Origin of the sequence: Pseudomonas sp. NFR09 (assembly GCF_900111535.1) — a bacterium.
GTDB classification, from domain to species: domain Bacteria; phylum Pseudomonadota; class Gammaproteobacteria; order Pseudomonadales; family Pseudomonadaceae; genus Aquipseudomonas; species Aquipseudomonas extremorientalis.
The window spans coordinates 174,406-193,000 of sequence record NZ_FOIH01000015.1; the positions used below are offsets into that span (position 1 = coordinate 174,406).

The 18,595-nt window shown below is 63.6% G+C and carries 15 protein-coding genes and 2 pseudogenes; 10 read left to right on the forward strand and 7 right to left on the reverse strand.

Translation table 11 applies throughout. From position 1 onward, the window contains the following. Positions 1-75 precede the first annotated feature (75 nt). Positions 76-1,194, forward strand: a complete 1,119-nt coding sequence (locus BMX59_RS27575; RefSeq protein WP_093128055.1) for an alkene reductase — start codon at positions 76-78, stop codon at positions 1,192-1,194. Here the strand turns inward: BMX59_RS27575 and BMX59_RS27580 are convergent, their stop codons facing one another. Together BMX59_RS27580 and BMX59_RS27585 are read right to left on the reverse strand one after the other, a co-directional pair. Then, entirely contained in the window at positions 1,195-2,181 is a 987-nt protein-coding gene (locus BMX59_RS27580; RefSeq protein WP_092245945.1) for an NAD(P)H-quinone oxidoreductase, read from the reverse strand. It lies immediately after the preceding gene. Then, positions 2,178-3,413 (reverse strand): YbfB/YjiJ family MFS transporter, encoded by a 1,236-nt coding sequence (locus tag BMX59_RS27585; RefSeq protein ID WP_093128057.1) that lies wholly within the window; start codon positions 3,411-3,413, stop codon positions 2,178-2,180. The genes BMX59_RS27580 and BMX59_RS27585 overlap by 4 nt, the downstream gene beginning before the upstream one ends. 112 nt (positions 3,414-3,525) lie before the next feature. On the opposite strand from BMX59_RS27585, the gene BMX59_RS27590 reads away from it, so the two are divergent. Continuing rightward, positions 3,526-4,401 carry a LysR family transcriptional regulator gene (locus BMX59_RS27590; RefSeq protein WP_071488262.1) on the forward strand — a complete coding sequence of 292 codons (876 nt, stop codon included), beginning with the start codon at positions 3,526-3,528 and terminating at the stop codon, positions 4,399-4,401. A gap of 77 nt (positions 4,402-4,478) precedes the next feature. Further along, entirely contained in the window at positions 4,479-4,865 is a 387-nt protein-coding gene (locus BMX59_RS27595; RefSeq protein ID WP_071488263.1) for a DoxX family protein, read from the forward strand. A 55-nt stretch (positions 4,866-4,920) separates the two neighbouring features. Here the strand turns inward: BMX59_RS27595 and BMX59_RS27600 are convergent, their stop codons facing one another. The 3 genes from BMX59_RS27600 to BMX59_RS27610 all read right to left on the reverse strand — a co-directional run bounded on the left by BMX59_RS27600 (position 4,921) and on the right by BMX59_RS27610 (position 8,112). Beyond that, positions 4,921-5,739: an alpha/beta fold hydrolase gene (locus BMX59_RS27600; protein WP_092245939.1), complete on the reverse strand. Its 819-nt coding sequence runs from the start codon at positions 5,737-5,739 to the stop codon at positions 4,921-4,923. An 88-nt stretch (positions 5,740-5,827) separates the two neighbouring features. After that, complete coding sequence (locus tag BMX59_RS27605; RefSeq protein WP_093128059.1) at positions 5,828-7,219, reverse strand: alginate export family protein; 1,392 nt, start codon at positions 7,217-7,219, stop codon at positions 5,828-5,830. Further along, positions 7,216-8,112: a VOC family protein gene (locus BMX59_RS27610; RefSeq protein ID WP_092245935.1), complete on the reverse strand. Its 897-nt coding sequence runs from the start codon at positions 8,110-8,112 to the stop codon at positions 7,216-7,218. Before BMX59_RS27610 ends, BMX59_RS27605 begins: the two co-directional genes overlap by 4 nt. A gap of 104 nt (positions 8,113-8,216) precedes the next feature. Between BMX59_RS27610 and BMX59_RS27615 the strand changes: the two are divergent. Beyond that, positions 8,217-8,408 (forward strand): annotated as a pseudogene (locus BMX59_RS27615) (NAD(P)-dependent alcohol dehydrogenase); the annotation flags it as partial. 93 nt (positions 8,409-8,501) lie between these two features. Here the strand turns inward: BMX59_RS27615 and BMX59_RS31250 are convergent. Together BMX59_RS31250 and BMX59_RS27620 are read right to left on the reverse strand one after the other, a co-directional pair. Continuing rightward, positions 8,502-8,624: pseudogene (locus tag BMX59_RS31250) on the reverse strand (hypothetical protein); the annotation flags it as partial. Between the two features lie 268 nt (positions 8,625-8,892). Next, complete coding sequence (locus BMX59_RS27620) at positions 8,893-9,204, reverse strand: hypothetical protein (protein ID WP_093128061.1); 312 nt, start codon at positions 9,202-9,204, stop codon at positions 8,893-8,895. 201 nt (positions 9,205-9,405) lie between these two features. Here BMX59_RS27620 and BMX59_RS27625 point away from each other — a divergent pair, with 201 nt between their 5' ends. The 6 genes from BMX59_RS27625 to BMX59_RS27650 all read left to right on the forward strand — a co-directional run. Beyond that, positions 9,406-10,065 (forward strand): TonB family protein, encoded by a 660-nt coding sequence (locus BMX59_RS27625; protein ID WP_175486720.1) that lies wholly within the window; start codon positions 9,406-9,408, stop codon positions 10,063-10,065. Further along, on the forward strand, positions 10,062-10,607 hold the full coding sequence (locus BMX59_RS27630; protein ID WP_093128062.1) for an RNA polymerase sigma factor: 546 nt from the start codon (positions 10,062-10,064) through the stop codon (positions 10,605-10,607). Before BMX59_RS27625 ends, BMX59_RS27630 begins: the two co-directional genes overlap by 4 nt. Before the next feature lie 37 nt (positions 10,608-10,644). After that, entirely contained in the window at positions 10,645-11,571 is a 927-nt protein-coding gene (locus BMX59_RS27635; RefSeq protein ID WP_092245926.1) for a FecR family protein, read from the forward strand. Between the two features lie 424 nt (positions 11,572-11,995). Then, complete coding sequence (locus BMX59_RS27640; RefSeq protein ID WP_093128064.1) at positions 11,996-13,690, forward strand: ShlB/FhaC/HecB family hemolysin secretion/activation protein; 1,695 nt, start codon at positions 11,996-11,998, stop codon at positions 13,688-13,690. Positions 13,691-13,712: 22 nt separating this feature from the next. Further along, positions 13,713-16,850 (forward strand): filamentous hemagglutinin N-terminal domain-containing protein, encoded by a 3,138-nt coding sequence (locus tag BMX59_RS27645; RefSeq protein WP_093128066.1) that lies wholly within the window; start codon positions 13,713-13,715, stop codon positions 16,848-16,850. Next, positions 16,777-18,595: DUF637 domain-containing protein (locus tag BMX59_RS27650; protein WP_175486721.1), on the forward strand; the 1,819-nt coding region annotated here is incomplete at its 3' end. The genes BMX59_RS27645 and BMX59_RS27650, both read left to right, overlap by 74 nt.

The following is an 18,595-nucleotide window of genomic DNA, read 5'->3' on the forward strand; positions in this document are numbered from 1 at the left end:
AATAAACCGCTTGATGCATTGGCGACTTGAATAAGTCGCCAATGCTTTCGCGCGCTCGTAATCTGGAAGAATGAGATGACCGTTTTAAGTACCCCGGTGAAACTGGGTCACCACACACTGAACAACCGTATTGTGCTGCCACCGTTGACGCGCCAGCGCAGCGCCCAGCCGGGCGATATCGCCACTGACTTGATGGCCGAGTATTACCGCCAGCGCGCCAGTGCCGGCTTCATGGTCAGTGAGGGCACGCAGATTGAACCGCGTGGCCAGGGTTACGCGTGGACGCCGGGCATTTATACGCCGGCGCAGATCGACGGCTGGCGCAAGGTCACCGAGGCGGTGCATGCCGAAGGCGGGGTGATCTTCGCCCAGTTGTGGCATGTCGGTCGGGTGTCCCACAGCGCGTTGCAGCCTGAGGGTGCCGCACCGGTCGCACCTTCTGCTATCCAGGCAATTCAGGCCAAGGCCTTTATCGAAACGGCGCCGGGCGAGGGGCAATTGATGCAGCCGCCTGTACCGCGTGCGTTGACCACGCAGGAGGTCAAGGACCTGGTCGGGCACTACGCCCAGGCAGCGCGCAATGCACTGGATGCCGGGTTTGATGGGGTGGAAATCCATTCGGCCAATGGCTACCTGGTCAACCAGTTCATCTCGGCCCACGCCAACCAGCGTGACGACGAGTACGGTGGCTCGCTGCACAACCGCCTGCGCTTCCTGCGCGAGATCGTCGAAGCAGTGACCGCCGTGGTCGGGCCCGAGCGCCTGGGCGTGCGCTTCTCACCATTGTTCAGCGGCACCGACCAGGACCGGGTGTACATCGGCCTGGTGGAAGACGACCCGCACCACACCTACATTGAAGCGATCAAGGTATTGGAAGCGTCGGGCATCGCCTATGTGTCCATTGCCGAAGCCGACTGGGATAACGCCCCGGTATTGCCCGAATCATTTCGCCGAGCGGTACGCGACACCTTCAGCGGGCGGATCATCTATGCCGGTCGCTACACCGCTGAACGCGGTGCAGCACTGGTTGAAGCGGGGCTGGCGGATCTGATCGCATTCGGGCGGCCGTTTATCGCCAATCCGGACTTGCCGCAGCGGATTTTCAACGACTGGCCGTTGAACCCGCTGCGGGCGGAAGGGATGTATGGGGGAGGCGAAGCGGGTTATGTCGACTACCCGGTGTTCGCCGGGTAATCAAACCACCCGCAACACAATCTTGCCAATGTGATCGCCACCTTCCATCCGCGCATGCGCCTGATCGGCCTGGGTGTAATCGAACACCTGGTCGATCATCGGCAGGCAGCGCCCGGCTGCCAGCACCGGCCATACGTGCTCGCGCAGTTGGTCGGCGATGGCGGCTTTCTCGTCCTTGGTACGGGCGCGCAGCAAGGAGCCGGTGACGACGGCGCGTTTGCCGAGGATGGTCAGCAGGTCCACGTCATTGGCCTTGGCGCCGCCGAGGAAGCCCAGCATCACCAGGCGCCCGTCCATGGCCAGGGCCTTGAGGTTGTTGTTGAGGTAGGAGCCGCCCATGATGTCGAGGATCACATCGACACCTTGAGCCCCGATCACCTCGGCAAAATCCTGCTCGCGATAATTGATGGCTTCAGCGCCCAAGGCACGGATGGCCGCACATTTCTCTTCGCTGCCAGCGGTGGCGAACGCCTGGATACCGAATTCGCGGCACAGCATCAGGGCGGTGGTGCCGATCCCGCTGGTACCGCCGTGGATCAGCACGCGCTGGCCCTTGTGCGCGCCGCCGATGCCGAACAGGTTGGCCCACACGGTGAAAAAGGTTTCCGGGATGGCGGCGGCTTGAATCCACTCCATGCCTTCGGGAACCGGCAACGCCTGGCTGGCGGGCACCGTGCAGTATTGGGCGTAGCCGCCGCCATTGGTCAGGGCACAGACCCTGTCGCCAATCGCGTATTCGCTGACGCCTTCGCCCAGCGCGACCACTTCGCCGGCCACTTCCAGGCCGGGGATCGGGCTGAAGCCGGGTTTCATCGGGTACTTGCCGGCACGTTGCAAGGCGTCGGGGCGGTTGACCCCGGCGGCGTGCACGCGGATCAGGATCTCGCCGGAGGCCGGGGAGGGCACCGGTTCCTGGCGCGGCTTGAGCACCTCGGGGCCCCCGGGCGTGGTGATTTCAATCAGGGTCATGTCGGTAGGCAGGGTCATTTGGCAAATCCTGTAAGGGGGAGCGTATGGGTTGGGACCGTGTCGAGCGGTCGACGGTTCAGCACAATCATGCCCAGTTCCAGGGCCAGGGCGACCACGATGGCGCCAGCGGCAATCACGAACAACAGCGCATGCTGGCCACCGCTGCTGTTGAACAGTGCCGAGTAGGCAAACCCGGACAGTGCCTGGAAGGTAGCAAAGGAGACGGTGGCGCGGCTCCACGCTACCTGCTGCTGATGATGATGGTTGGGCAGCAATTCATGCACCCGCGCCAAGGCCAATGGCACGATGCCTGGCGGGAACGAACCGAGGATCACCGCCAGTACGGCAAGGGCAGTGAACGAACTGGCCAGCGGCAACAGGCCGACGGCAACCGCCTGCACCACCAGCACCACACGGATACTCAGGCGTGCACCGAGTTTATCGGCGAGGAACCCGTAGCTTACCGGCCCCACAATCGCGCCCAGGCCGTACATCACCCAGACCATCGCGCCGATGTGCGCACCATCACCCAGGCCACGGGGCACGTAATCCACCAGGAACACCATCGCCGGCACCAGGCCTGCGGCCATGAAGGCGTACTGGGCGAACAGCAGGTACACGCCGGACGGCATCCGCGCTGAAGTGGCCATTGGTGCTGCTGCTTCATGCAGCGTAACGCCGGGCCAGGCGAACCAGCTGGCCGCCGTCAACAGCAATGCCAGCAGGCCCAGGCCCAGCCACGTCTGCTGCAAGCCCAGGCTCAACAGCGGCGGCACCAGTGTGCCGGAGCCGGCAATGCCCAGGCCGATGCCGAGGAAGATCGCGCCACTGGCCAGGCCCCGGCGTGCGGCCGGTACGTGGGGCAATACGGTCGCGGCCACCAGCACCATGATTGCGCCGCCGGCAATCCCCGAGAGCAGGCGCCAGGCGAAGAACCACACCACCGACAACGGGAAGGCACAGGCGAAGAAGGCCAGGGTCACCGCTACCATCATGATGCGCAGGGCGGTCGTATTGGAGGTGCGCTGGGCGATGGGCCGGCCGATCAGCGCACCGATCAGGTAACCCACCAGGTTGGCGGCGCCGAGGTAGACCACGTCATTGGCGGAAAACCACTGGGCCTGGATCAGGCTGGGGATCAGCGGTGTGTAGGCAAAGCGTGCCAGGCCGATACTGACCAGGCTGGCACACAGGCCGGCAAAGATCGGCAGCCAGACCGCGCTGCGGGATGGTGCGTGGGAGTCGAGCATGATGGCTGTCCTGAAGTTTTTTCTGCGGCGGTCAGCATATCGGGCTTTTTCGATGCAATAATGCAGCGAATTAGCGTCATGATGATGCATATCTGCATCAATGGGAGGCCGCATGAATTGGGACGATGCACGGGTATTCCTGGCGGTGTGCCGCGAATCCACGTTGCGCGGCGCCGCACGGGTACTGGGCGTGGACCAGGCCACCGTAGGGCGCCGCGTCAACGCCTTGGAAAAGTCCTTGAACGCAACCTTGTTCCTGCGCACCTCCGAAGGCTACGCGCTCACGGCGGTCGGCGAAGCGGCGTTGCTTTCGGTGGAGAAAATGGAGCGCTCGGCCCTCGACCTGGAGCGCCAGATCCAGGGCCTGGATGACCGCCTGACCGGCACTGTGCGGGTCAGTACCACCGACTCCCTGGCCATCGACTTCCTGATCCCGGCCATCGCCTGCCTGCACGACAAACACCCCGACGTGCGCGTGCAACTGGACGCCTCCACGCAGATCCTCAGCCTGGCCAAGCGCGAAGCCGATATCGCCGTGCGCAACCAGCGCCCGGATAACCCCGACCTGATCGCCCGGCGTATTGCGCGCTGGCCGCTGGGGTTGTTTGCGTCCCAGGGTTACCTCGAGCGTCACGGCGTACCTGAGCCGGGCAGCCTGTTCGAAGGCCATGACCTGGTGGTCTACCAACCTCACCTGCAAAGCCAGAAGGACATGACCCTGGTCTCCGAGCCCCTCGGCCGCGGGCGCATCGTTGCTGCCTTGAGTTCCAGCCTGCTGGTGCGCCGCTCCATCGCTGCCGGCATCGGCATCGGCGAAATCCCGGTGTGCACCGGTGAGCGCGACGGGCTGGTGCGCCTGTGGCCGGAGCGCACCCGACCCCTGCCATATGACGTGTGGCTGGTGACCCACGCCGATCTGCGCCACACCGCACGGGTGCGGGCGGTGATCGATGAGATCGTGGCGGCGTTTGCCGGCACCGGGGAGTGAGGTCAGCACAGGCTTGCAAGCGCGGCGGTGGCTCGGTCGACACAATCGTTGTTTGTGGCAATCAACCGAGAGCACGTATGAACGAATCGACGCGTCAGGACCTGGGACTATTGTTTCTGCGGATCAGCGGGGCGCTGTTCCTGCTGTGGGTGCATGGCTTGCCCAAGTTGCTCAACTACAGCGAGCAATTGCAACTGATCGAAGACCCGTTTCACCTGGGGGCGAACATCACGTTGTTGCTGGCGATTTTCGCTGAAGTGCTGTGCCCGCTGCTGATCATTGCCGGGGTGCTGGTGCGCCTGGCGTGCCTGCCGATCCTGGCGGTGCTGTTGATCGCTTTGTTGGTGGTGCACCCGGAGTGGACGTTGTTCGAAGGGCAGTTCGGCTGGCTGCTGTTGATCATCTTCACCACCTTGCTGATCAGCGGGCCCGGTCGCCTGGTCCTGGGCCAGCGTTTCTCCTGAGCAAAAAAAGGCCGGGCAAGCCCGGCCAAAATAAGGAGAGGGTGGTGCAGGTGTTTCAGCGTTGCAGGAACGCCAGCAGGTCTTCGTTCAACTGCTGCGCGTGGGTCACGGCGAAGCCGTGTGGCGCGTCCTTGTAGACTTTCAGTTCGGCGCCCTTGATCGAGGCGGCCGCCACTTTGCCGGTGGTTTCGAACGGTACGATCTGGTCGCCATCGCCGTGGATCACCAGGGTCGGCACGTCGATTTTGGTCATGTCCGGGCGGAAGTCGGTTTCGGAGAACGCGGTCACGCAATCCACCGTCGACTTGAGGGATGCCAGCATCGCCACCTGCAGGGTCTGGGTCAGCACGCCTTCAGAGACCTTCTGGCCCTGGTTGATGCCGAAGAACGGCGTGTTGAAGTCGCTGATAAATTGCGCACGGTCTTTCAACAGGCCGGCCTTGATGCCATCGAACACTTCAGTCGGCACGCCCTGCGGGTAGTCCGCTTTCTGGCCGAACAGTGGTGTGACCGCGCCCAGCAGTACCAGGCCGGCCACGCGTGCGCTGCCGTGGCGTGCGATGTAGCGGGCGACGTCGCCACCGCCCATGGAGAAGCCCACCAGGGTCACGTCCTTGAGGTCCAGGTGTTCGATCAACTGGGCGATATCGTCGGCGAAGGTGTTGTAGTCGTTGCCGGTCCAGGGCTGATCCGAGCGGCCGAACCCACGGCGGTCAAACGCGATGGTGCGAAAGCCGCGGCTGCTCAGGTATTCCATCTGGTATTCCCACATGTCGGCGTCCAGCGGCCAGCCGTGGCTGAACAGCACGGGTTTACCGCTGCCCCAGTCTTTGAAATAGATCTGGGTACCGTCTTTGGCGACGAATGTGCTCATGAACATCTCCTATCGAGGGGGGATAAAACGCAGGATCACTATTGCCGTTAACCGGCTCGAGGGCTTGTACGGGTGTGCTTGCTTGGGGTTACCAGCTGAACTTGAGCTCGACCCCCAGGTAATTGCTGTCGTCACCGCCGGCATCGCGCAGGGTCTGGCCCACGTCATAGTGCACGGCCTCGACGGCGCCGGTGAGGTTGGGGCTGAACACATAATCGGTGCGCACTTGCGCATAGGCGCCGGTCCAGCGATCGCCCTGGCCTGCGGTGCCGGCCACCGGCAGGTTGGGCTGGGTGTAGACCGCGTCGCTGGTGGTTTGGCGCCACAGCAGGCCGATGGCGGTTTGCACGCTGAGCCTGTCGATCGGCTTGACCGTGATCGACGGCTTGACGTGAATCAGGTTGCTGTAGCCGGTGTAGCCCGCCAGGGAAAAATAGTAGCCGTTGGGGAACAGCGGGTTGAAGGTGCCGACGGTGCCATCCCCGGTTTTGCGGTCGCCCGAGGCGATGTCCAGTTGCAGGCCGATGCGCGGTTTCCAGGCCAGGCTGTCGAAGGTGTAGCCGGTACGGCTGCCACCGGCCCAGGCGCGAATGTCCTTGTTGCCGACCGAGCCGCTTTGCAGCATCGCTTCGATGTCCCAGTCAAAGCCCATGGCCGCGCCGCCCAGGCGTGCGTCGAACAGGTGGCGGGTCTCGTCGCCGTCGGCGTCCAGGTAGTGGGCGCCGGTGCGCTCATACACGCCGTAGTAGGCGGACAACTCGTTCTTGCCGCCCACCAGTCGCTCCACACGCACCATGTGGAAGCGCGCATTGCTGTTGGATTTGTCGTCGAAGTGACGCCCGTCCTGATACTGCACCGGCTGGCTGGCGATCCCGATAAAACGCCAGTTGGAGGTCTCCCAGTCGGCCCACAGCGCATCGAAGGACTGCCGCACATTCGGGCCGTCCCGCGATGAGATGAAGCGTTGCAGGTCGAAGGCGAAATCCTGGCGCCCGACACGGGCCTTGAGAGTCCCACTGCTGAAGGTATTCACGTACTCGGCGAAGGCCAGGCGCAGATCGACGCGATTCTGGTCGGCGCCGCCGATCGTGGTCTTGTCGTACGCCCGCACATCTTCCAATTGGGTGAACACCCGCCAGTGCTCGTTCAGATGCAGGTCGGCGTGGACCTGGAAGCGTTGGATCAGGTAGCGATCACGCTTCACATCCCGCACGCCGAAGCCACTGGCATCGTTCATCTCGAAACGCTCGCGCAACGTCGCGCCCAGGGACAGGTAGGTGTAGGGGTTCGCGCTGGACAGCGGGATGTACTTCAAGCTGTCCAGCGGCTGCGTGCGCAGCGCCGGGTCCTGCAAAACCGACCAGTCTTCCTGCCAGCGGTTGGCCTTGATGGCCGGGCGTGTCGCTTGCTCGTCGGCGTGGACGCTGCCGACGAGCACCGGCCACAGCACGGCCAGGCCCCAGCCTGTGCGGCGCATCATTTTGCGGCGTTGAGTTGATGGATCTCCGCGACGTAGCCGCCCGGAAATTCCACCAACGCACTGCGACGGCCTCTGCTGTCGAACGCAGGCACTAACACTTTCGCGCCGGAGCCGGTGGCCTTGCCCAGGGTGGCCGTCAGGTCAGCCACTTGATACCCGGTGGTCTCGTGGCCGAACGGGTAGGGCAGTTGGCCGTTGGTGACCAGTACCGCCATGCGCCCGAATGGCGATTCGATGTCGACGCGACGGTAGTTGCCGTTGGCTTGGCCGATATCCACGCCAGGGGCGTGTTTGTCATCGGCCAGGACTTTGCCGTGGGAGAAGCCGATAAACGATTTGATAAAGGTGTCGGCACGCTCGGCACTGAGGTACACGCGGTTTTCCGGCACGGTCTGGAACGCGGCGTAATCCGGGGTCTTGGTGTGCCAGTAAAGCTGCATGTTCACACCGCCCGGCCACTGCACCACCGCGTCACGCCCGATCGGGTCGGGAAAGTCGCTGACGATCACCGCCGCGCCGTTCTCCCGGGCGGCCTTGAGGGCGACGTCCATGTCCTTGACCAGGTAACCGTTGCGCTCCTGGCCGAACGGGTGCGGGATCGGCGTGGTGAAACCGAACAGCGACACTGTGCCTGCCGGGGTCTGCAGCAGTTGCGACGTGGTGCTGCTGGGCACCGGCAACACGTTCACCACCACTTGGGGCGTGCTTGTGCCGCCGAATGTGGCCAGGAAGCTCTGGGTAAAACGCTCCACATCGGCCGGTGCCACATAGACGTGGCTGGTGTCGTATTGCGGGGCCACGGCGACCGCCGGTGTAGCGGCGAAGGCGCTGTTCATCATGGCCCCGGCCAGCAAGGTGACTGCCAGCGATACCGTCCTGACTTTTCTACACATACCCACTCTCCCGCGTTTTGAGAAAGTCTCGATCTTAGGGACGGGGCCGACCGGCGGATTGTACGGACGTGCTCGGTTGAACGATTCAGCGTCCATGCTGGTCATCGTTGAACGGTGGCATCCAGCAGCCCCAGGACATGCTCGACTTCTGCGCCAGGCACGGGATTGTCTCGGACATCGAAATGATCGATATCCAGGGCATCAACGAGGCGTATGAACGGATGCTCAAGGGCGACGTGAAGTATCGGTTCGTGATTGATAGGGACAGCTTGAAAAAAGATAGCCAAGCGGCGTGAAACGCATTCCCTGAACCGCTGTAGAACCCTTGTGGGAGGGGGCTTGCCCCCGATAGCAGTCGGGCAGTCACCGCATAATTGACTGACCCGCCGTTATCGGGGGCAAGCCCCCTCCCACATTATTTTGCGGTGTGCCTGGACCAAGAGGTGCTCGTACAGAATTTTCGCCCCCACTAGCATCAGCACCACACCACCGACCATCTCCGCACGCTTGCCACCAGATCATGTGCAGCCCCAGCCCGACCAGCAGGGTAAACGCGATCCAGTGGTCCCAGTCTCTGGCTGAAACCCTCCCGTTAAGAGCGAACACTGCAACTGTGGCGAGCGGGCTTGCCCCGCGTTGGGTTGCGAAGCGACCCTGGAAGGAGGAATGCGGTGAATCAGGCATGCTCCGGGCGCTGGTTTTGGGGCTGCTGCGCAGCCCAACGCGGGGCAAGCCCGCTCGCCACAGGGGACTTATCGCCCGTTTTGAAAGGGTTGGGCCTCAGGGCCGCTGCGGTTTCACCGACGTCCCGAAGGTATTGCCCATGCGCACGCTGGTGGCCGCCGGGGTGGATAGGCCCACCGCGTTCGGCGGGCGTTTTTCGATGGGGAGGTTCTGCGCCTCGCGGTTCTTTTTGGCCGCCTTGGTTGCGTTCGTGTGGTTGCCCATCTGCTGGCTCAGGCAGCCATAGTCGGGCGCCTTGTAGCCATCCACGCTGACTTCGGCACACGTGCCGGCAGCGTTTTCGGCATGGGCGAACAGGGGCAGGGCAGCGCACAGCAACAGGCTGGCGAGGGTCGGCAAGGTTTTCATCGGGCCTCCTGGCAGGCCCGAAGGAGTGGGCCGGTAAGGCTTGGAAGTCTAGTGCAGCGGGCCTCTCATCACCGTGATGTTTTTTTTGCTATCACCGTAACATCAGGTTCATAAACTGGCCTCAGGATGACGGTTTTCTAGGGCGCGTCGGCCGTGCAGCGATGCAGAACAGGGGGTGAACAGGGAGCCTGGAGGCGCGTCATGCGCGCCCTGGTCTTGCTGTTGCTGCTGGCCGCTGGTTGCGCGGCGCAGGCAGAGTCACCGCTGCTGCCGTTGAACCTGCCGGCGCAGGACCTGGAACATGCACTGCAAGCCTACAGTCGTGCCACCGGGATGGCGGTGCTGGTGGACCGTGAGTTGACGCGCGGGCGGCGCTCCATCGCCGTGCGCGGGCGCTTCACGGCGCAAGAGGCACTGGCGATGTTGCTGACAGGGAGTGGCCTGATGGCCCGTTATGCACGCAGCGATGCGTTTACCTTGCAGACCCCGCAAGTCAGCCCGCCGCCTACTACGCGGGGTGCGGCGGCACGCAACGCTGCGCGGATCAACAACAGCTACGCGACGGCGTTGCAGCAAGCCATCGAGACCAGCCTGTGCCGCTCGCCGTTGACCCGGCCCGGCAGTTTTCGCGCGCTGGTGCAGGTGTGGGTCAACCCGGATGGGCGGGTCGAACACAGCCGTTTGGTGAGTTCCACCGGCGACGAACAACGCGATGAAGCACTGGTGCGCAGCCTGGCAGCGGCGCGGGTCGAACGCCCGGCGCCAAGCTCGCTGCGCCAACCGGTGACTTTACTTTTGATGCCTGACACAACAGGAACGCGCATGGAATGCACAGCCGCAAAAGGAGCCTCGGAGGGATGAAAAATACCGGGCACAGTACGATGGTCAGCCTGTTCCTGGCCTCTTACGAAGACTTCAAGGTGCGGTTGCGCAAGCGCCTGGGCTCGGAGGACCTGGCCAACGACGTGCTGCACGAGACCTACCTGCGCGTCGACCGCATGGACGTGCCGCCGAATCTGCTACAGCCCAATGCCTACCTGTACCGCATGGCCCTGAACATCGCCGCCGACCGCCGCCAGGCCGATGCGCGCCTGCTCACCGGCAGCGAGGTGGAAGAGCTGCTGCAAAGCGCCGACGAAGCCCAGGACCCGTCGCGAGTGGTGGGCGGCCAGAAAGAAATCCAATCCCTGGTCAAGGCCCTCTACGAACTGCCGGCGCGTCGGCGCAAGATCCTTATCGCCGCGCGCCTGGAAGAGGCGCCGCACCTGGAAATCTCCCAGCGTTTTGGCATTTCCACGCGCATGGTCGAAAAGGAAATCAAGGCCGCCCTGGGCCACTGTGCCAAGCGCCTGGAAAGAAAAGTGATTCAGCGGTTCGGTCCCGGGGCCGGAAAACCGTCTTAGTGTCGAGTCCCTGATAAATCCGTGAGTACGTGCGCGCTTGAATATTTTTAGCCTCTCCACCGCCCGGCAGTCCGCCGCCAGCCCCCTGCACGATGAAGCCCGCGACTGGCTGCTCCTGCTGACCTCGGGCCGCGCCACCGTGGCCGATGCCAAGGCCCTCAAAGCCTGGTGCGCGCAGAGCCCGGAACACGCCCAGGCTTTCGAACAGGCCAAGGCGCTGTGGCAGCAACTGTCCCCGGCCCTTGATCAAATGTCGCAACCGCGCAGCTTTGGCCGCCGTGCCTTCCTCGGCGGGGCCATCGCCGCCTCGGCAGCCGTGGTGATGGTGCGCGTCGGTGTGCCGGGCGGCTTCGCCGGGCTCACAGCGGACTATCGCACCGAAGTCGGCGAGCAGCGCCAAGTGCTGTTGAGCCAAGGCATCAGCCTGGAACTCAACACCCAGACCCGCATCAGCCGGGTGGGCGAGGGCATCGAACTGCTCGAAGGCGAAGTCGAGGTGGTCACCCACGTTTCGCAACCGCTGCTGGTCCAGGCTGGCGAGGGCTCGGTCAGCGCGGCGCAGGCACGCTTCAATGTGCGCAATACCGACCACCGGGTATGCGTCACCTGCATCGACGGTTCACTCGCGGTGGCCATCGCCGGGCGCAGCGTGCGCCTGGACAGCGGCCGGCAACTCACCTACGGCGCGTCCGGCGTCAGCGAGGTGACAATGGTGGACACCCAGGCAGTGGTGGCCTGGCGTGAACAGGTGCTGGTGTTCAACAACGCCACGCTGGCGACGGTGGTGGACGAGATCAACCGTTATCGCCCGGGCATGCTGCTGCTGTTGAACAAGGAACTGGGCCAGCGTCGGGTTCAGGCGCGCTTCAGTTTGCAGCAGTTGGCGGGCGTGGCGTTGTTGATCCGCGATGCGTATGGGGCCAAGTGCACGGAGTTGCCGGGTGGGGTGGTGTTGTTGAGTTGAGGGGCTGCCGCTCGTCGGGTAACTCCAATTTTTACGATGTAAATGGACCGGGCCAGAACGCTAATCTACGCCTGTCGCTTTCAGGTATGCCTGTGTGCTCATGGGTTGAGCGACCGGTCTTTTTCCTCTGACAGATCTCCTTTCTTATCCTCTCTGAATTGTCTTTCTCGTTTGTAGGGGAAAGGACTTTCAGCGTAAGAAAAAACCAGGAAATGTACGTTTCAAGTCTCACTTCCTATCCGGTTTCTTCCTTCGACTGACATTGTTCGGAAGCATCTGACAGCCCTCCAACGCCTGTGTGACAGACAAGGCGACGCCCTCAGGAACGCCGAATTTTTTGTAACCTTTCCTGTTTTCCTTAAGCGTTTCAGCCTCGGCAGCATGGGTGCTCTTTCCATTTGAGTACCTGTGTGAGGGTGAAAGGATGCCGGCTGTTTTTCGACCTGCGCTGCTGGGGATAGCGCTGTTTTCAGGTCCGCTTCTTGCCGCGTCCCCCGTGTCGCCCGGCGACCGCGAATTGGCCCGTGAGCGTCAGCAGCAAGTGTTGGAAGAGCAGCGTCGTCGCCTTGAAGACCTGCAGAACCTGCCCGGCCAAATCGCTGTGCCAACGGCTCCCGCGCTGCTGGAAGACGGCCAGTGCATCACCGTCACGCGTATCAACATTGAAGGCGCGACATTGCTGCCCGAAGGCCAGCGAGAGGCGCTGCTGCAACCCTGGCAGGGGCGTTGCCTGGGGGTGCCTCAACTCAACGCCGTGCTCAAAAGCCTCACCGATCACTACCTGCATCGCGGCTACGTCACCACCCGCGCCTACCTGCCACAGCAGGACCTGAAACATGGCGAACTGAACATCATCGTGGTCGAAGGGCGCCTTGAAGGGCTCGACAGCTCATCGCTGGCCAGCCCGCTGGAGTCCGCCATGACCTTTCCCGGCACCGTAGGGGAGGTGCTCGACCTGCGCGAGCTGGAGCAGTGGGTGGATCAACTGTCGCGCTTGCCCTCGCGCCAGCCGCAGCTTGAGGTGTTGCCGGGGCAGGCAGTGGGGGGCAGCCGCGTGACGCTCAAAGGTGAGCGCCGCGAACCCTGGCGTGTCTCGGCCAACCGCAACAACCATGGCGATGCCAGCACCGGTCGCCAGCAGGCCGGTATCGGCCTGGATTGGGACAGCCCCCTGGGCCTGGCGGATCAATTGAACCTGCGGGCCAGCCGCGACACCGTCAGCGACCGCTGGCGCCATTCCCACAGCCAGAACCTGTTCTACGGCCTGCCGTATGGTTGGTGGACGTTCAATGTCAGCCACAGCCAAAGCTTCTACCGCACGCGCAACGACCTTTCCGGGTTTGCCTTCGCACTGTCAGGCGAGACGTCCAGCCAGCAGTTGCGCGCCGAGCGCGTGCTGCACCGCGATAACCTGGGCAAGACGGCGTTCAGCTTTGGCCTGAGCCACCTGCGGACCCGCAACTACCTGGAAGACGCGTTGCTGCGCACCTCCAGCCATCGCATCACGGAGCGTCAACTGGGCTTCAACCATGGCCGCCGCATCGGCAACGCCTTTCTCAACCTCGATGCCGGCTGGCAACAGGGCATCGGCGCCCTGGACGCCCAGCGCGATCTCTCTACACAGCGCGGCGCGCCGACCTCGCGCTATCAGAAATACACCCTGACCCTCAGCTATTTGCAGGCCTTTCGCTGGCTGGGCCAGCACTGGAGTGTCGACAGCCTTGCCACCGGCCAATACGCCGAAGACGAACTCTATGGGCCACAACGCCTGAGCGTCGGCGGCCTCGGTGCGGTGCGCGGGTTCCAGCAACAGAACCTTTCGGGCAATAGCGGCGGCTACTGGCGCAGCCAGGTGCGCTGGCGCCAACCGGTGGCCTGGGAGGCGCTGCGGCCCTGGGTGCACGAAGTGGGCGTGGGCTTTGGCTACGACGTCGGAGTGATCCGCCGTGGCCCGCACAACCCTGACGTTGCCGGGCGCCTTACCGGCCATGCCTGGGAGCTCAGCGCACGCGGTACTCACCTTGCCGCTTCGCTGGTGCTCGCCCGCTCCCTGGAGCGCCCGGCCATCGTTGAACGTCGCGAACACCCGATCTACGCCCGAATCGACCTGTTTTTCTGAATAACAACAAGGAACCTAGCCTATGGACGTGCGCCGCCCGTTTTACCAGTGCCTGGCCCTGAGCCTCGCAGGCATCATCTTCCTCAATCCGATTGTCGCGGCCGCCGCCGAGCTGAGCGTGGACCCGGCCAGCCCCGGCACCAGCCTCGGCCATGCGCCCAACGGCGTGCCGGTGGTGAATATCGCCGGGCCCAATGGCAGCGGGCTGTCCCATAACCTGTTCACCGACTACAACGTCGGCAGCAACGGGCTGATCCTCAATAACGCCACCCAGGCCACGCAAAACACCCAACTGGGCGGTGTGATCCTCGGCAACCCAGGCCTGCAAGGGCGGCCTGCCAGCGTGATCCTCAACGAAGTCACCGGTGGCAACCGCAGCCACTTGGGGGGCTACACCGAAGTGGCGGGGCATGCCGCGCGGGTGATCGTCGCCAATCCTCACGGCATCACCTGCAATGGCTGCGGGTTTATCAATACGCCGCGCGCGACGCTGACCACCGGCAAGCCCGTGATCGAAGGTGGGCGGCTGGATCATTTTCGCGTAGACGGCGGCGATATTGCGCTGGAGGGCGCCGGGCTCAATGCCCGCAATGTCAGCCAGTTCGATCTGATCACCCGCACGGCCAAGCTCAACGCGCAACTGCATGCCGACCAGCTCAACATTATCACCGGCCGTAACGATGTCAGTGCCGACACTTTGCAGGCCCGTGCCCATGCCGAAGATGGCCGGGACAAACCGCAACTGGCCATTGATGCCAGCGCCCTCGGCGGCATGTACGCCGGGACGATTCGCCTGGTGGGCACTGAGCAGGGCGTCGGCGTAAGGCTGGCGGGCGATATGGCCAGCACCGCTGGCGACATCGTGATCAACGCCAATGGCGGCTTGAGCCTGTCCCACACCACCAGCGTCGGCGCCCTCACGGCCAAGGCCGCGTCGATTGACTTGCAAGGCCCGACCTTTGCGATGGCTGATATCGACCTGCAGGCCCAGGGCGATCTGGTGGTGCGGCAGACCCTGGCCAGCGCCGGGAATGTCAGCCTCGAAGGCAGTACGGTGAGCAACCAGGGCAAGGTCGTCAGCGGCATCCTGGAAGACCGGCGTATCGCGGGCAAACAGCTGAGCATCAAGGCCCAGCGCCTGGATAACCCGGGTGAACTCAATGCCAGTGGCCACCTGGAAATCACCAGCGGCAGCCTCGATAACAGCGGCCAGATCGCCGCCGACAGCGCCAGGATCGAAGCCCGCCAGGACCTGAGAAACACTGGCCAGGTGGTCACCGCCGGCCAACTTGAAATTGCCGCCGGACAGGCCATCAACCATGCCGGGACGCTGCATGCCGAAGGCGATTTGAGCCTGGTCGCCGACAGCGTCGACAACAGCGGCAAGATCGTGGGGGCAGGCACTGCGCTGAGTATTGCGGCCGGCACGTTCACCAACGCGGGCGAACTGCTCGGCGACAACCACCTGCACCTGCAGGTCGATGGCGACCTGAACAACAGCGGCCTGATCGCCGCCAAAGGCGATGCCTATATCAGCGCATCAAACCTTACCCAAGACCACGGCCAGATTCTCAGCGGCCAAGACATCCAACTGCGCGTGCGCGATGTACTGCATAACCTCGGCGTGCTCAGCGCAGCGCGGCATATGCAGATCAATGCGGCTCAACTGAATAACCCCGGCACGCTCGGCAGCCAAGGCAACCTCCTGCTCACTGCCAACGTCACCAACAGCGGCCTGCTGTTCAGCGGCGGCGACCTGCATGTGCGTGGCGAGCATTTCAGCAATCTTGAAGGTGACCTCTACAGCGTCGGTGATTTCAGTTTCTCCGGTACGCGCTTCAGCAACCTCTCCGGCAGTGTGGAAACCGAAGGCACCCTGCACATCAACGCCCGCGAGTTTGAAAACGCCCGCACCCACCTTGTCCTCGAACGCGAGCTGGTCGGCGGCAGTATCCAATGGGTCTGCGGCCAGCACTGCCACGGCAACGACAGCTTCAAGCGCGGCACTATCTACATCAGCGAAATCTGGCGCGAAACCGCCGCGCCCAACTCCACCAGGGCGGCGCGACTGGTGGCCGGCAAAGACCTGCGTATCGACGCGCAGACCCTGGAGAACCGCTACAGCCTGCTCGCCGCCAATGGCGACGTGCACCTTTCCGCCAACCGCCTTATCAACCAGGGCGCGGCCTCCCAGACCGGCATCTCCAGCACCATCATCGGCACCCCCGGTCGCATCGACAAAGCCCTGTGGGACCAGATGGAATTCCACGACCTGCCGGCCTTCAATAACGCACCCTTCGACCCCGTGCGTTTTGCCGAACTCAAGGCCCGCTCGACCGGAGAGGGGTTCAGCAACCCCGGCACCCTCACCACCTGGCGCGAGGATGGCCGCGAAGTCTATGCCGCCACGCTGCAAGCCGGCGGCCGCCTCAACCTGCAGGCCACCGAGTACCTGCAAAACGGCACCCTGCGGGAAAACACCCTGGCGCAACTGACCGGCGACATTGGCCACAACCCCAACGACCTCGAACTGAGCCCGGATCGCCTCAGCGATGACCTGACCCAACCGCCGGAATTCCAACTCCCCAGCGGTAAATACGGGCTGTTTATCCCCAGCAAGAATCCAGGCAGCCCCTACCTGATTGAAACCAATCCCCTGTTCACCCACCTGGCCAACTTCCTCAGTTCCCAGTACTTGCTCGACAAGATCGGCTACAGCACCGACGTGGCCTGGCGACGCCTGGGCGACGGCTACTACGAAAGCCGCCTGATCCGTGACGCCGTGCTGGCGAAGACCGGGCAACGCTTCCTCGCCGGGCTGGAGAGCGACGAGGAACAGTTCCGCTACCTGATGGACAACGGCCTCAGCGCCCGCGACAGCCTGCAATTGAGCGTCGGCGTCGGCCTCACCGCGCAGCAGGTGGCGGCCCTGACCCACGACATCGTATGGATGGAAAAACGCCAGGTGCAGGGTGAAGACGTGCTGGTGCCGGTGCTGTACCTGGCGACGGTCGACGCCAATAACCTGCGCGGGGGCAGCCTGGTGCAACCTGGTCAGCGGTGGCGACATCGTCAATGTCGGCACCTTGAAAGCGGCACAGGAGCTGACCGCCATCGCCGACGGCCGCCTGCTCAATGGCGGTACGCTCAGCGCCGGTGAACGCATCAGCCTGCTGGCCACCGACAGTATCCGCAACGCGATGGCCGGCGAGATCCGTGGCAGCCATATCGAACTTACCAGCGTCACCGGCGACATCGTCAACGACCGCACCGCCCATGCCAAGCACCAGGGGGACGGCACCCTTGTCACCCATCTCGACCAGGCGGGCCAGATCAGCGCCGCACAGCGCCTCACGCTCAACGCCGGGCGCGACATCACCAACCGAGGCGACATCAACAGCGCTGGCGATGCCAGCCTGAGTGCCGGGCGCGACATCAACCTCATCGCCGTCACCGATACCCAACAGGTGCGTACCACGGAAAACGGCGGCCACCGGGTCACCCAACACAGCCGCACCGAACAGCTTGGCGCCAATCTCAACGCCGCCGGCAGCCTGAGCCTGCATGCCGGGCGCGACATCACCCTATTGGCCAGCCACGCCAACGCCGGCAAAGACCTGACCGTCGCCGCCGGTGGCAACCTTCACCTGTTGGCCGCCGCCAACGAAACCGATCACGCGGTCAACAGCAAACGCGGCGGCGCCAAGGTGCATGAGCAAACCACCCAGGTGCGTCACGTGGGCAGCCAGCTCACCGCCGGCGGCAAACTGAACGCCAGCGCGGGGCAAGACATCGTGCTGCACGCCAGCCAGGTCAGCAGCGGCAAGGATGCGTATCTGGTGGCGGGTGGGCAGTTGCAACTGCTGAGTGCCAATGACAGCGACTACAGCCTGTATGACTACAAGAAAAAAGGCAGCTTCGGCGCCCTCAAGACCCAACGCGACGAAGTCACCGACGTGCGTGCGGTGGGCAGCCAGATCACCACAGGCGGCAACCTCGACCTGATCAGCGGCGGCGGTCAGTTGTATCAAGGGGCAAGGCTGGAAAGCGCGGCGGATATCGCCATCACCAGTGGTGGGGCGGTGACCTTCGAAGCAGTGAAAGACCTGCATCAGGAGAGCCACGAGAAGACCAACAACAACGCATTCTGGGTGGCATCCAAGGGCAAGGGCAGCACTGACGAAACGCTGCGCCAGAGCCAGTTGGTTGCCGGGGGCACCATCGCGATCCAGGCCGTCGACGGTTTGCAGATCGACATCAAGCAGGTCAATCAGCAGAGCGTCAGCCAGTCCATCGATGCGATGGTCAAGGCCGACCCGCAATTGGCTTGGCTCAAGGACGCAGAACAGCGCGGGGATGTGGACTGGCGTCAGGTCAGGGAGGTCCACGACAGCTTCAAGTACAGCCACTCCGGGCTGGGGCCGGCCTCGCAACTGATCATTGCCATCGTGATGTCGGCGGTCATCGGGCCCATGGCGACGGCCGCAGCAGGCGGCGGTGTCGGCGGCGCCATGGTCGGTGCGGTTGCGACTGGCGCCTCGACCAATGCCAGTGTCAGCGTGGTCAACAACCGGGGCAATCTCGGTGCCGTGTTCAAGGACGTGACGTCGTCCGATGCCCTGAAGGGCTACGGGGTTTCGGCGATCACTGCCGGCCTGACGGTGGGTTACTTCGACCCATGGACCGGAGCGCAGACCAATACCACCATCAGCAAAGTGGCCACCTCCGGCTCGCTGGGCACCTGGAGCGGCGTCGGCCAATTCGCGGCCAACCAGGCGCTGCAGAACGGCACCTCTGTGTTGCTGAACAAAGCCCTGGGGCAGGGCGGCAGTGTCAGTGACGCGCTGAAAAATGCCTTGTTCAACACCTTGGCGGCGGCCAGTTTCAACCTGGTAGGGGACTACA

Excerpts from the sequence above, each read along its gene's own strand:
- BMX59_RS27575 (WP_093128055.1), top strand. The coding sequence starts at position 76 with ATGACCGTTTTAAGTACCCCGGTGAAACTGGGTCACCACACACTGAAC.
- BMX59_RS27580 (WP_092245945.1), bottom strand. The coding sequence starts at position 2,181 with ATGACCCTGCCTACCGACATGACCCTGATTGAAATCACCACGCCCGGG.
- BMX59_RS27585 (WP_093128057.1), bottom strand. The coding sequence starts at position 3,413 with ATGCTCGACTCCCACGCACCATCCCGCAGCGCGGTCTGGCTGCCGATC.
- BMX59_RS27590 (WP_071488262.1), top strand. The coding sequence starts at position 3,526 with ATGAATTGGGACGATGCACGGGTATTCCTGGCGGTGTGCCGCGAATCC.
- BMX59_RS27595 (WP_071488263.1), top strand. The coding sequence starts at position 4,479 with ATGAACGAATCGACGCGTCAGGACCTGGGACTATTGTTTCTGCGGATC.
- BMX59_RS27600 (WP_092245939.1), bottom strand. The coding sequence starts at position 5,739 with ATGAGCACATTCGTCGCCAAAGACGGTACCCAGATCTATTTCAAAGAC.
- BMX59_RS27605 (WP_093128059.1), bottom strand. The coding sequence starts at position 7,219 with ATGATGCGCCGCACAGGCTGGGGCCTGGCCGTGCTGTGGCCGGTGCTC.
- BMX59_RS27610 (WP_092245935.1), bottom strand. The coding sequence starts at position 8,112 with ATGTGTAGAAAAGTCAGGACGGTATCGCTGGCAGTCACCTTGCTGGCC.
- BMX59_RS27620 (WP_093128061.1), bottom strand. The coding sequence starts at position 9,204 with ATGAAAACCTTGCCGACCCTCGCCAGCCTGTTGCTGTGCGCTGCCCTG.
- BMX59_RS27625 (WP_175486720.1), top strand. The coding sequence starts at position 9,406 with ATGCGCGCCCTGGTCTTGCTGTTGCTGCTGGCCGCTGGTTGCGCGGCG.
- BMX59_RS27630 (WP_093128062.1), top strand. The coding sequence starts at position 10,062 with ATGAAAAATACCGGGCACAGTACGATGGTCAGCCTGTTCCTGGCCTCT.
- BMX59_RS27640 (WP_093128064.1), top strand. The coding sequence starts at position 11,996 with ATGCCGGCTGTTTTTCGACCTGCGCTGCTGGGGATAGCGCTGTTTTCA.
- BMX59_RS27645 (WP_093128066.1), top strand. The coding sequence starts at position 13,713 with ATGGACGTGCGCCGCCCGTTTTACCAGTGCCTGGCCCTGAGCCTCGCA.